Annotated in this window: 12 protein-coding genes; 6 read left to right on the top strand and 6 right to left on the bottom strand. The window is 71.1% G+C overall.

What is annotated here, in order from left to right; all coding sequences use genetic code 11:
- Both ABZ919_RS10025 and glnA read right to left on the bottom strand, forming a co-directional pair.
- On the bottom strand, positions 1-146 hold a 146-nt coding region (locus tag ABZ919_RS10025; RefSeq protein ID WP_361244961.1), incomplete at its 3' end, for a transposase.
- 140 nt (positions 147-286) lie between these two features.
- On the bottom strand, positions 287-1,648 hold the full coding sequence (gene glnA / locus ABZ919_RS10020) for a type I glutamate--ammonia ligase (protein WP_361244910.1): 1,362 nt from the start codon (positions 1,646-1,648) through the stop codon (positions 287-289).
- Between the two features lie 304 nt (positions 1,649-1,952).
- Between glnA and ABZ919_RS10015 the strand changes: the two genes are divergently transcribed.
- Positions 1,953-3,146, top strand: coding sequence for a globin domain-containing protein (locus ABZ919_RS10015; protein ID WP_361244907.1), 1,194 nt, complete (start codon positions 1,953-1,955; stop codon positions 3,144-3,146).
- Positions 3,147-3,150: 4 nt separating this feature from the next.
- Here ABZ919_RS10015 and ABZ919_RS10010 read toward each other — a convergent pair whose 3' ends face one another.
- The gene (locus ABZ919_RS10010) at positions 3,151-3,303 is read right to left on the bottom strand and encodes a hypothetical protein (protein ID WP_361244904.1); all 153 of its coding nucleotides are present in this window, start codon (positions 3,301-3,303) and stop codon (positions 3,151-3,153) included.
- 330 nt (positions 3,304-3,633) lie between these two features.
- The gene (locus tag ABZ919_RS10005; protein WP_361244901.1) at positions 3,634-4,077 is read right to left on the bottom strand and encodes an Rrf2 family transcriptional regulator; all 444 of its coding nucleotides are present in this window, start codon (positions 4,075-4,077) and stop codon (positions 3,634-3,636) included.
- A gap of 151 nt (positions 4,078-4,228) precedes the next feature.
- Between ABZ919_RS10005 and ABZ919_RS10000 the strand changes: the two genes are divergently transcribed.
- The 5 genes from ABZ919_RS10000 (at position 4,229) to ABZ919_RS09980 (ending at position 9,939) form a co-directional block, all read left to right on the top strand.
- Positions 4,229-4,885 (top strand): DUF3105 domain-containing protein, encoded by a 657-nt coding sequence (locus ABZ919_RS10000; protein WP_361244899.1) that lies wholly within the window; start codon positions 4,229-4,231, stop codon positions 4,883-4,885.
- The gene (locus ABZ919_RS09995; protein ID WP_361244896.1) at positions 4,885-5,517 is read left to right on the top strand and encodes a DUF305 domain-containing protein; all 633 of its coding nucleotides are present in this window, start codon (positions 4,885-4,887) and stop codon (positions 5,515-5,517) included. Before ABZ919_RS10000 ends, ABZ919_RS09995 begins: the two co-directional genes overlap by 1 nt.
- A 235-nt stretch (positions 5,518-5,752) precedes the next feature.
- Entirely contained in the window at positions 5,753-7,696 is a 1,944-nt protein-coding gene (locus ABZ919_RS09990) for a S53 family peptidase (RefSeq protein ID WP_361244893.1), read from the top strand.
- Between the two features lie 527 nt (positions 7,697-8,223).
- The gene (locus ABZ919_RS09985) at positions 8,224-8,979 is read left to right on the top strand and encodes a hypothetical protein (RefSeq protein WP_361244890.1); all 756 of its coding nucleotides are present in this window, start codon (positions 8,224-8,226) and stop codon (positions 8,977-8,979) included.
- 444 nt (positions 8,980-9,423) lie between these two features.
- Positions 9,424-9,939 carry a hypothetical protein gene (locus ABZ919_RS09980; RefSeq protein ID WP_361244886.1) on the top strand — a complete coding sequence of 172 codons (516 nt, stop codon included), beginning with the start codon at positions 9,424-9,426 and terminating at the stop codon, positions 9,937-9,939.
- A gap of 163 nt (positions 9,940-10,102) precedes the next feature.
- On the opposite strand, the gene ABZ919_RS09975 is transcribed toward ABZ919_RS09980, so the two are convergent.
- Together ABZ919_RS09975 and ABZ919_RS09970 are read right to left on the bottom strand one after the other, a co-directional pair.
- Positions 10,103-11,323, bottom strand: a complete 1,221-nt coding sequence (locus ABZ919_RS09975) for an MFS transporter (RefSeq protein ID WP_361244883.1) — start codon at positions 11,321-11,323, stop codon at positions 10,103-10,105.
- 99 nt (positions 11,324-11,422) lie between these two features.
- Positions 11,423-12,472: an endonuclease/exonuclease/phosphatase family protein gene (locus ABZ919_RS09970; RefSeq protein WP_361244880.1), complete on the bottom strand. Its 1,050-nt coding sequence runs from the start codon at positions 12,470-12,472 to the stop codon at positions 11,423-11,425.
- Between the last annotated feature and the right edge of the window lie 93 nt (positions 12,473-12,565).

Below are 12,565 nucleotides of genomic sequence, written 5' to 3'. Positions count from 1 at the left end.
AACAGGATGCCGCACAGCACCTTGCGGTCATCCAGCGCCTTCCGGCCGGGGTACCGATGCCGGCGCTGTCGGACAGGCAGCAGTGGCTCGATTCGCGACCACAACTCGTCATCGACCAGCCACGGTTGGGGATCACGCTTCCTCACACCCAACCAACTGCGTCACCCAGCCAGAGGTCACAACTCAACCGCATTCCGTTAGGACCTCTAAGACGCGCCGGGGCCGACGGTCCGCGACCGTCGGCCCCAGGGGATCGTTTCGGCGGAACCCCGCCCCGACCCTGCCCCTACAGCACCGGCAGGTTCTTCCGCAGCTCGAACGCGGTGACCTCGGAGCGGTACTCCTCCCACTCCGAGCGCTTGTTGCGCAGGAAGAAGTCGAAGACGTGCTCGCCGAGGGTCTCGGCGACCAGATCGCTGCGTTCCATGAGGGTGAGGGCCTCGCCGAGGTTCTGCGGGAGGGGTTCGATGCCCATCGCGCGGCGCTCGGCGTCGGAGAGGGCCCAGACGTCGTCCTCGGCGCCGGGCGGGAGCTCGTAGCCCTCCTCGATGCCCTTCAGCCCGGAGGCCAGGAGGAGGGCGTAGGCGAGGTAGGGGTTGGCACCGGAGTCCAGGGAGCGGACCTCGACGCGGGCGGAGCCGGTCTTGCCGGGCTTGTACATCGGGACGCGGACCAGGGCGCTGCGGTTGTTGTGGCCCCAGCAGATGTACGACGGGGCCTCGCCGCCGGCGCCTGCGGTGCGCTCGGAACCGCCCCAGATGCGCTTGTAGGAGTTCACCCACTGGTTGGTGACCGCGGAGATCTCCGCCGCGTGCCGGAGCAGACCGGCGATGAAGGAGCGCCCGACCTTGGAGAGCTGGTACTCGGCGCCCGATTCGTAGAACGCGTTCCGGTCGCCTTCGAACAGGGACAGGTGGGTGTGCATGCCGCTGCCCGGGTGCTCGGAGAAAGGCTTCGGCATGAAGGTCGCGTGCACCCCCTGCTCCAGCGCCACCTGCTTCATGACCAGGCGGAACGTCATGATGTTGTCCGCCGTGGAGAGCGCGTCGGCGTAGCGCAGGTCGATCTCCTGCTGGCCCGGCGCGCCCTCGTGGTGGGAGAACTCCACCGAGATGCCCATCGACTCCAGCATGGTGATCGCCTGGCGGCGGAAGTCCATGCCGACGTTGGTGGGCGTGTGGTCGAAGTAGCCCGAGTTGTCGGCCGGGATGGGGCGGGAGCCGTCCAGCGGGCGGTCCTTCAGGAGGAAGAACTCGATCTCGGGGTGGGTGTAGAAGGTGAAGCCCAGGTCGGAGGTGCGGGCCAGGGCGCGCTTGAGCACATACCGGGGGTCGGCGAAGGACGGGGAGCCGTCCGGCATCAGGATGTCGCAGAACATGCGGGCGGTGCCGGGGGCCTCGGCACGCCAGGGCAGGATCTGGAAGGTGGACGGGTCCGGCTTGGCGATCATGTCGGACTCGTAGACCCGGGCGAAGCCCTCGATGGCGGAGCCGTCGAAGCCGATGCCCTCGTCGAAGGCCTGCTCCAGCTCGGCGGGGGCCACGGCGACGGACTTGAGGAAGCCCAGCACGTCCGTGAACCAAAGGCGTACGAACCGGATGTCGCGCTCCTCCAAGGTCCGGAGCACGAACTCCTGCTGCTTGTCCATCTTCCGCTTCCCCATCCTTGCTGGTCAGGCCGCTTCCCCGGTGTCGCGGGAGGCGGTCGGGCACCTGAGCATCCCACCACAACACCATTTCATGCGCGTTGCGGACCTTGATCGCCCGAGCGTCCTCGGCCTGAACGCCTCTCGTACGGCGGGTGTACTGCTGTCTTCCGCCCATATTGCCTGCTCGGACCGACATCCGTAATGGCCGGTTCGTACGGGAAGTGAGGGACACCACGCCCAGATAATTTGCATCTCAGATGCAAGTTTTCATAGCGTTCCGATCAGTCGAGTCCGAGGAGTTCCGATGCTGTCCGAGCAGTCCGCGGCCACGGTCCGCGCCACCCTTCCCGCCGTCGGCGCGGCCATCGGCGAGATCACCGAGCGCTTCTACGCCCGCCTCTTCGCCGCCCACCCCGAACTGCTGCGGGACCTGTTCAACCGCGGCAACCAGGCCTCCGGCGCCCAGAAGCAGGCCCTCGCGGGCTCCATCGCCGCCTTCGCCACGCATCTGGTGGACCACCCGGACCAGCGGCCCGACGCGATGCTCGGCCGGATCGCCCACAAGCACGCCTCGCTCGGCATCGCGCCCGGGCAGTACGACGTCGTCCACGAGCACCTCTTCGCCGCCATCGCGGAGGTCCTCGGCGAGGCCGTCACACCGGAGGTCGCCGTCGCGTGGGACGAGGTCTACTGGCTGATGGCGAACGCGCTCATCGCCATCGAGAAGCGGCTGTACGAGGAGAGCGGCAGCACGGTGCGGCGGCCGTGGGAGGTCGTGGAGCGCGTCGAGGAGACGGCGGAGGTCGTCACCTTCCGGCTGCGCCCCGCCGACGGCGGCCCGGTGCGTGACTTCCGCGCCGGCCAGTACGTCTCCGTCCAGGTCGAGCTGCCCGACGGCGCCCGGCAGATCCGCCAGTACAGCCTGTCCGGGGCGCCCGGCGACGCGCTGCGCCAGTTCAGCGTCAAGCGGGTGCAGGGCGAAGCCCCGGCGCCCGGCGGCGAGGTCTCCCACCACCTCCACGCGCGCGTGCGCGTCGGTGACGTTGTGGACCTCTCCGAGCCGTACGGTGACCTCGCCTTGGACGCGGGCGCGGACACGCCGCTGCTCCTGGCCTCCGCCGGCATCGGCGTGACCCCGATGATCGCGATGCTGGCCGGCCTGGCGGCGGCCGGCCACGGCGGCCCCGTCACCGTCGTCCACGGCGACCGCTCCCCCGCCGACCACGCCCTGCGCGCCGACCACGAGACGTACGCCGGGAAGCTCGCGGACGCCTCCGTGCACTTCTTCTACGAGCGGGACGCCGAGCCGGGCACCCGCGCCGGCCTGGTCGACCTCGCCGGCCTCCCCGTTCGGCCCGGCACGCGCGCGTACCTGTGCGGTCCGCTGCCCTTCATGCGCGCGGTGCGCGCCCAGCTGATCGAGCAGGGCGTGGCCCCGGCCGACATCCACTACGAGGTGTTCGGCCCGGACCTGTGGCTGGCCCAGCAGGGCAGCTGAGCGCTCATGCGCGGTCGAGCGCGCCGGCCTCCTTCTCCGCCTCGTCCACGAGCGACCGGACGTTGACGACCGGTGCCGGGTGGTCCTCGGCCCCCATCGTGCGCGGCCGGGTCATGCGGGCCACCGGCAACCCGTCGTGTCCGGCGAAAGGCGGCACGGCCCGCTGACCCTTGTCTGCCGACCGCTGCCCCCTGTCTGCTGACCGCTGCTTGCTGACCCTTGTCCGCTGACTGCCGTCCGCTGACCGCCGTCCGCCGTCCGCCGGCAACGTCCTCGGGCCGCGTCCTGCGGACGGTGTCAGCGCCGGCGTCACGGACGCTCCGTGGCGGCCCGGGACTGCCGCTCAGCCGCACCGGGTCCGCGGCTCCCCCGGCCCTGCCGGACTGCGAGAGGAACCCGTTCCGTCCGTTCGCCGTCCGCTCCCTGGCTCCCCTCCGCCGCGCGAGCACCACGACGCCCGCCGATGAACGCGGTGCGGCGTGAGCCGTCAACCGGCCTGCGGCCCCCGGGAGATGCCCAGCAGAAGGGGGCCCGTCGGATCGGCGATGATCTCCGCGACGGTGATCGGGTCCAGCGCCGCGTAGAACGCCTCCTGAGCCCGCCGCAACGCGCCCCGCAGGCGGCAGCCGGAGCTCAGGGGACAGGGAGTCGGCCCCTCACAGTCGACGACGTCTCCGTCGCCCTCGAAGGTGCGCACCACCGCGCCGACCGAGGCCGCACGGCCCTCCGCGGTGAGGGTGAGCCCGCCGCCCCGGCCCCGCCGGGCGTCGACGAGGCCCAGGTGCTGGAGTTCGGCGACGACCTTCGCGGCGTGCGTGTAGGGCACGTCCATGTCCGCCGCGACCTGACGGGTGGTGGGCGTGCCGTCGACGGCCACGGCCAGTCGCATCAGGACGCGCAGGGCCAGGTCGGTGGAGCGCAGGAGCCGCATACCACGAGCGTAGGTAATACGCATCCGCGGTTCAAATTATCCGGGTGCCGCTCCTTGCCACGCCCTCCCTGCGGATGGCACCCCCTTCCCCACTACGATCAGCGGGCCCCACCCTTCCCGTTGCCGGCCCTTTCCCCCAGAAGGACACCTCATGGGTTCCGCCAAGATCAGCTCCCCGACGCGCAAGGCGCGCATAGAGGAGATGCGCCGTGCCGAGCGTGCGCGCGAGCGCCGCAGCCGTGGGTTCACCATCGCCGCGAGCGTGGTGGTCGCCGCCGGTCTCGTGGCCGGCGGCGTGTTCCTCGTGAACTCCCGGTCCGGCGACAAGAACGACGCCAAGGGCTCCGTCGTCTCCGGGCGTTGGGCCACCGGCAAGGACGGCGTGAAGGCCTGGACCGGCAAGCTGTCGCGCACGCACGTGACGGCCAAGGTGTCGTACCCGATGCACCCGCCGGTCGGGGGCAACCACAACCCGGTCTGGGCGACCTGCGACGGCACCGTCTACACCAAGCCGCTGCAGGACGAGAACGCCGTGCACTCGCTGGAGCACGGTGCGGTCTGGGTGACGTACACCAGCAAGGCGGACAAGGCCGACGTCGACGCGCTCGCGGCGAAGGTGAAGAAGACGCCGTACTCGCTGATGAGCCCGTACGAGAACCAGGCGGCGCCGCTGATCCTGTCGGCGTGGGGCCACCAGGTGACCGTCAAGAGCGCGAACGACCCCGAGGTGGACAAGTTCTTCAGCACCTACGTCCAGGGTCCGCAGACCCCGGAGCCGGGTGCCGCCTGCACCAGCGGGGCGATGTAGTGGGGCGGCAGCACGTCGGCTGGGTGGCGGGGGCCGCGGCGGCGGTCCTCGTGGCGGCCGGCGCGATCACGTACGCGGCCGCCGAGGATTCCGGCGAGCCGGTCACGAAGACGCCGGCCGCACAGTCGGCGGACGCGGGGTTCGCGCGGGACATGGCCGTGCACCACCAACAGGCCGTCGAGATGTCGTACATCGTCCGGGACCGCACACAGAACGCCGAAGTGCGCCGTCTCGCCTACGACATCGCACAGACGCAGGCCAACCAGCGTGGCATGCTGCTCGGTTGGCTGGATCTGTGGGGACTGCCGAAGGTGTCGGCAGAGCCGCCGATGACCTGGATGGGCATGGGCGACATGGCCTCCGGCAAGGACGGCGCGCTGATGCCGGGCATGGCGACGAACACGGAGCTGAAGAAACTCCAGTCGCTGAGCGGCAAGCAGGCCGAGATCCTCTATCTGCAGCTGATGACGGACCACCACAAGGGCGGCATCCACATGGCCGAGGGCTGCGTCGCCAAGTGCACCGTCGGCGTGGAGAAGCGGCTCGCGCAGGGCATGGTCGACGCCCAGCAGTCGGAGCTCCAGGTGATGGCCCGCATGCTCGGGGAACGCGGCGCGAAGCCCCGTTCATGAACAGCCGCCGGGTAGTTCCGTTACAGAACCGTGAGGGATGAAAGGAGCAATTCGCCCCACATGACCGGGCAGTTGACCTTCTCTTGACCCTTTCGTTCCCCTGGCATGAACGGTTCATCGAAAGAGTGACCCCCATCGTGTGATCCATTCGCCGGCCGAACCGCCGCGGGCCGGTGCGCGGAGCGCGTGGCGTACCAACCACTACATGCATGCGAATCGCATCGCAGGGGGTTCTATGAGATCCAACCGCGCCAAGCTGCGCGCCGCGAGCATGGCAGCAACTCTGCCCATGGTCGCCGGCGCGCTGGCGCTGGGCATACCCGCGGCACACGCCGCGGGCAGCCCCGCCCGTGACGCACTGAAGGGCACCAAGCCGCTCTGGGCCACGGCCAAGGCGGACAAGGGCGCGACTGCGAACAGCGCCCCGGTGAACGCCCGGGTCTATCTGGCCGGCAAGGACGCGGCGGGCCTCGCCGCCTACGCCAAGGCCGTCGCCGACCCGAGCTCGCCGCTGTACGGCAAGTACCTGAGTGCCAAGAAGGCGCAGGCCGCCTTCGGGGCCACCAAGGCCCAGGTGGCCGCCGTCAAGTCCTGGCTGACGTCGGCCGGTCTGAAGGTCACCGAGGTCACCCAGCACTACGTCTCCGTCTCCGGTGACGTGGCCGCCGCCGAGAAGGCGTTCGGCACCCAGCTGCACAACTTCGCCAAGGGGTCGAAGACCTACCGCGCCCCGGCGCAGACGGCCACCGTCCCGGCCGCCCTGAAGGGCACCGTCCTGACCGTCACCGGCCTGGACAGTGCCCCGCACAAGGCCAACCACGACGACCAGCTGCCGCCGCCGGACGCCGTGTTCAAGAACGCCGGGCCGTTCTCCTCGTACTACGGCTCGAACATCGCGAGCTCGCTGCCGGACGCGTACGGCCAGAAGATCCCGTACGCGATCAAGGGCTACACCGGCAAGCAGCTGCGCGCCGCCTACGGCGCCGGCGACTACACCGGCAAGGGCGTCCGCGTCGCCATCACCGACGCCTACGCCTCGCCGACCATCGCCTACGACGCGGGCACGTACGCGGTCAAGCACGGTGACGCGGCCTGGAAGACCAGCCAGCTGCACCAGGTGCTGCCGAAGAACTACACCAAGACCAAGGAATGCGGCGCGGCCGGCTGGTACGGCGAGGAGACCCTCGACGTCGAGGCCGTGCACGCGGTCGCCCCGTCCGCCGACGTCACGTACGTCGGTGCGGCCTCCTGCTACGACGACGACCTGCTCGACTCGCTCAGCAAGGTCGTCGACAACCACCTGGCCGACATCGTCTCCAACTCCTGGGGCGACATCGAGGCCAACCAGACGCCGGACCTCGCGGCGGCCTACGACCAGGTCTTCCAGCTGGGCGCGGTGCAGGGCATCGGCTTCTACTTCTCCTCCGGCGACAACGGTGACGAGGTCGCCAACACCGGTACGAAGCAGGTCGACACCCCCGCCAACTCCGCCTGGGTGACCGCGGTCGGCGGCACCTCGCTGGCCGTCGGCAAGGGTGACGCGTACCAGTGGGAGACCGGCTGGGGCACGGAGAAGGCCACGCTGTCGGCCGACGGCAAGAGCTGGACCAGCTTCCCCGGCGCGTTCACCTCGGGCGCGGGCGGCGGCACCAGCAAGACGGTCGCCGAGCCGTACTACCAGAAGGGCGTCGTCCCGGACTCGCTCGCCAAGGCCAACAGCGCCGACGGCAACCGCGTCGTCCCGGACATCGCGGCGATCGCCGACCCGAACACCGGCTTCCTGGTCGGCCAGACCCAGACCTTCCCCGACGGATCGCAGCAGTACAGCGAGTACCGCATCGGCGGCACCTCGCTCGCCGCTCCGGTCATCGCGGCGGTCCAGGCGCTGGCCCAGGAGGCGCGCGGCGGCAAGGCGATCGGTTTCGCCAACCCGACGATCTACGCCAAGTACGGCAAGGAGGGCGTCTTCCACGACGTCACGGACAACCCGACCGGCTCCGGCCTGGCGGTCGCCCGTATCGACTTCGCCAACGGCTACAGCGCCGCCGGCGGCCTGCTGACCTCGGTCCGCAGCCTGGGCAAGGACAGCTCGCTGTCCGCGGTGAAGGGCTACGACGACGTGACGGGCGTCGGCTCGCCGGCGGACGGGTACGTCCAGTCGTACGCGAAGAAGCACTGAGGCGCTGACGCGCTGATCCGCTGAGCGGCAGGGGGCGTGGGGTCCGAGGACCCCACGCCCCTTCGTCGTGTCAGGGAGCCGGACGCTCCTCAACTCGTGCGGGGCACCCGCCACTTCGGAAGGGTGGTGGCCAAGGGACGACGCCTGAGGGAGGGGGGTCCGCCTGCCGGGCCGATGTCCGGCCGCACGCGGCGCGAAGGCCCTGGGGCGGCACCGGCGGCACCCGAGCCCCGCCACCCCTCTAGCACGCCCCGTTTCCTGGTGTCCGCAGCGACACGCTGTGGCGACGCGGAATGAGCAGGCGTCAGAAGATCACCCCAAAGGCCTAATAGTATGCCAATCTTCTCTTCAGACCGGTTACTTGATGCACCGTCAGCACAACGAAAAAGCCGCACCGGGGGCCGCAGATGTCCCCGATCGGCCCTGGCGACGGGCTTCCGGTATGACTGATATGACCGGTGTGGGTATGTTCGCTCTCGAGCCGGCTGACGGGTCGGCAGCCTCTTGAAGAGAACAGGAGAAGCGACATGAAGTTCCCCCGTTCCACTGTGGTGACCGCCGCCGTCGCGGGTGCCGCAGCAATGGCCGCGACCGGCATCACCTACGCCTCGGCCGCCCCCGCTTCCGCCCCGGTACCCCAGGCGGCTGCGGCCACCCCGACGGCTCCGGCTCCGACGGCTCCGGCCCCTGTGCCCTTCGGTAACAACGCCGGGCCGGGCAAGGGCAACGAAGGAGGGGGCCCGGGCCCGTTCCGCGGCGGCGGCGACTGGGGCCTGATCCAGGTCAACGAGCGGTCCTACTCCCCCTTCCCGGGCGACTGCATCACCGTGGTCAGCGGCCTGGGCGCGCGGAGCCTGAACATCCGCAACGACAGCCACCGGGCCGTCGAGGTGTTCCGCGGCGCGGTCTGCGACAACGGCGCTCCCATCGCCACCGTCGGCCCGCACAGCTCCGCCAACGGCGTGCGCACGCGCTTCGAGGACGAGCACGGCGACGAGCACGGCGAGCACGGCGACGAGCACGGCGACGAGCACGGCGAGCACGGCGACGAGCACGGCGAGCACGGCGAGCACGGCGACGAGCACGGCGAGCACGGCGAGCACGGCGAGCACGGCGAGCACGGCGAGCACGGCGAGCACGGCGAAGACGGCGTCAAGATCAAGGACGGCGTGCTCGCCAGCTTCCGCGTCGTCGGCCACGACGGCGGCTGGGGCGGCTGGGGCGGCGGCTGGGGCGGCGGTTGGGGTGGCGGCTGGGGCGACGGAGGCGACGGGGGGCGGTAACCCGGAAGCCACCGTGTGACAGGGAGCCCCGGCCTGCCGGAATCGGGCCGGGGCTCCTGCCCCGATTGTCCAGCAACGACGCACCGTGCACCCCTGCCTGGGCCTGGTCCGCGGCGCCGCACGCGTCGCGCCCGGGCGGTCGTGCTCTCCTTCACCGGCCGACCCACCTGGTGACTTCCGCCCGGACGCCTCCCCTCGGCGCGTGCCCGGCGCCATGGCCGCCGGCCTCCCTCCCGCCGTTTCCCCGCTCCCCCGAACGGGTGAGGAAACGGCTGGGCGGTCCTCCCGGCCTCTCCCGCCCGGTGACCGGCGGCGGCCCCGGCGACCGCACGTGCACGCTGCCGCCGGGCCGGGCGCCCGGCTCCCTGAGTGACGCTTCGCCGACGGGTCCGGCGGATGCGCCGCAGCGACATCCATATCCCTGACATCCCCGGGGTGAGCGAGATGAGTATTCCTCTGGTGGAGGACATGAGCGACGACTCGTATGTCCTGGACATCCACGACATCACGTTGACCCCCGCCTGGCCGTCGCTCGGGCGTCAGGTCCGCTGGGAGATGGACGGCCACCTCAAGGAGTCCGTCGACCTGACCAAGGTCGTCTGCGACGTGGTCATGAAGTTCGGTCCGGTGAAGATGCTGGACACGAAGTACAGGCTGCCCGATCTGCTGGCGCGCATGGGCGCGAGGCTGTCGGGCGACCCCCGCCCGCCCGCCGGCCCGTGGAAGCAGGCGTGGGACCTTCAGCTCCCCGAGACGGTGCCGGTGGCCGAACAGCGGATCCGCCTGCGCGCGCGGACGGGGACCGGGAAGAACTTCTTCGCCCTGGACATCCCCTTCGACTTCCGCCGCCGAACTCATCGGGCCATGACGGGCGGTGGCGCGGGCTCACGCGTGCTCGGCCCGACACACTGCCGCTGTCAGGACTCCCTCTCGTCGTCCCCCGTGGCCGAACTCCTCTGACACGGCCGGGGACGACCGCCGGCTCCTGCCGCCGAAGGCGACTCGGCCGCCGGAGCACCGGCCGGCCGCACCGGCCGCCCCCTTCCGTCCGGCAGGCCGGCCCCGGCAGCAGCCGCTTTCCGCCCGGCCGGGCCGGGGGGGGGCAGGGGGCCGGACCTCCCGGTCAGTGGTGCAGCGCGCTCGACTGCTCGGGGACATGGGAGGCGACGAGCCTCTCGCGCCCGGCCGACGGGGTCACCCGGCGCCTGTCCACCGCGTACGCCACGCCGGCCACGCCCAGCCCGAGCACCGCCAGCATCGCGCCGGCCGGCGCCGGGGACGTCGCACCGAAGCCCGCCGCGAGGGCCAGGCCGCCGATCCAGGCGCCGCCCGCGTTGGCCAGGTTGAAGGCGGCCTGGTTGGCGGAGGAGGCCAGGGAGGGGGCCGCGGCGGCCTTCTCCATGACCATCAGCTGGAGCGGGGACCCGGTGACGAAGGCGGCCGTGCCCAGCAGGGTCACCGCGAGGGCCGCGCTCCACTCCGTGCGCATCAGCAGCGGGAAGAGGAGCAGCACCGCGCCCAGAGCGGCGAGCCCCCCGAACAGCGTCCCGCGCAGCGTGTGGTCCGCGAGCCGGCCGCCCAGCAGGTTGCCGACCGTGGCACCGACGCCGAACAGGGCCAGCAGGAGGGTCACGCTCGACTCGGCGTAACCGGCGGAGTCGGTCAGCATCGGCGTGACGTAGCTGTAGGCCGCGAAGAGCGCGCCGAAGCCCGCCACCGTCGTGCCGAGGGCGAGCCAGACCGGCAGGGACTTCAGCGCGGCCATTTCGCCGCGCAGGCCCGTCGCCGGCGCGTGGGTGTGGTCGTGCGGGATGAGCAGGGCCAGCGAGGCGATCGCCGCCAGGCCGATCACGCTCACGCCCAGGAAGGCGGCCCGCCAGCCGAGGTGCTGGCCCACGAGGGTGGCCACGGGGACGCCCGCGATGTTGGCGACGGTCAGGCCGAGGAACATCAGGGAGACGGAGCGGGCCTTGCGCTCGGGCGGGACCGTCGTCGTGGCGACGACCGCGCCCACGCCGAAGAAGGCGCCGTGCGGCAGGCCGCTGAGGAAGCGCGCGGCGAGCAGGGAGCCGTTGCCGGGGGCGAACGCCGACAGCGCGTTGCCCGCCACGAACAGGACCATCAGGGCGATCAGGACCGTACGGCGGGACATGTGGGCCGTGAGCGCGGCCAGCAGCGGGGCGCCGATGACGACGCCCAGCGCGTACGCCGAGACGAGGTGCCCGGCGGTGGGGATCGAGATGTGCAGGTCGTGCGCGACGTCGGGGAGCAGCCCCATCATCACGAACTCGGTCGTACCTATGCCGAAAGCGCCAACGGCCAGAGCGAGCAGGGCCAGGGGCATGAAGGGCCTGTGCCTTTCAGGGGTTCAGGGAGAGCAGGTTCCGTACCAGTCTATGTTCAGCAACGGAACAAAGTCTCTCAGGCCCGGAATTCCAGCGGGTTACGACGACGTGTCCAGCTTCACACGGGCAGCCACCGGAAGGTGGTCGCTGCCGGTGCGCGGCAGGGTCCACGAGCTCTCCGGCTCGATGCCCCTGACCATGATCTGGTCGATCCGCGCCATGGGGAACGACGCCGGCCAGCTGAACCCGAAGCCGCTGCCCGCCGCACCCTGCGTGGAGCGCATCTGAGAGGTGACGGCGTTGAGCGAACGGTCGTTCATCGTGCCGTTCAGGTCACCGAGCAGGACCACCCGCTTCAGGGACTCGCCGGCGATCGCCTCACCGAGCGCGTCGGCGCTCGTGTCGCGCTGCCGGGCGGTGAAGCCGGCCTCCATCTTCACCCGCACCGAGGGCATGTGGGCGACGTACACCGCGATCGGGCCCTTGGGAGTGGTCACGGTGGCCCGCATGGCGCGCTTCCAGCCGAGCTTGATGTCGACGGCCTGGACGTCGGTCATCGGGTACTTGCTCCACAGGCCGACCGTGCCCTCGACCGCGTGGTACTTGTACGTCGGGGCGAGCGCCTGCTCGTAGGCGGACACGGCGCCGGCCGGGACCTCCTCCAGGGCCAGCAGGTCCGCGCCGGAGGAGGCCACGTCCCGCGCGGTCCCGACGGGGTCGGGGTTCTCCGCGTTGACGTTGTGGGTCGCCACCATCAGGTCGCCGCCCGAGCCCGTCTTGTCGGTGAGCAGCCCGCCGAAGAGGTTCAGCCACACGGTCGCCGGGAGGAGCACGGCGATCAGCGCGGTCGCCGACCTCCGGATCAGCCCGAGCACCAGCAGCACCGGGATGGCGAGGCCCAGCCAGGGAAGGAACGTCTCGGTGAGGCTGCCCAGGTTGCCCACCCGGTTCGGGATGCGCGAGTGCAGCAGCATCACCAGGGCGAGCAGCAGGGCCAGCACTGCCAGGACGATGCCCCGGCGCCAGATGCGGCGGTCGTCGCGCCAGCCGGAGAGCAGGCGGTGCAGCAGGCGCCGAAGCCGGGATCCCGGTCGCTCGGGCCCCGAGCCGCCGCCCACCGTCTCCGTCCTGTACGCCTGCTGCGCCATACCGCCTGCCTCACTGCCTGCCGTGCACACCGTTCTTCCCCCGTGCTCTTCCGACCCTAGGGGATGATCGGCTCCGCTCCCGCCGTCCCATGA

The organism is Streptomyces sp. NPDC046759 (assembly GCF_040645475.1).
Taxonomy (GTDB): Bacteria; Actinomycetota; Actinomycetes; order Streptomycetales; family Streptomycetaceae; genus Streptomyces.
The sequence above is the reverse complement of the archived record's forward strand: the minus strand, read 5'-3'. Positions and strand labels throughout refer to the sequence as shown.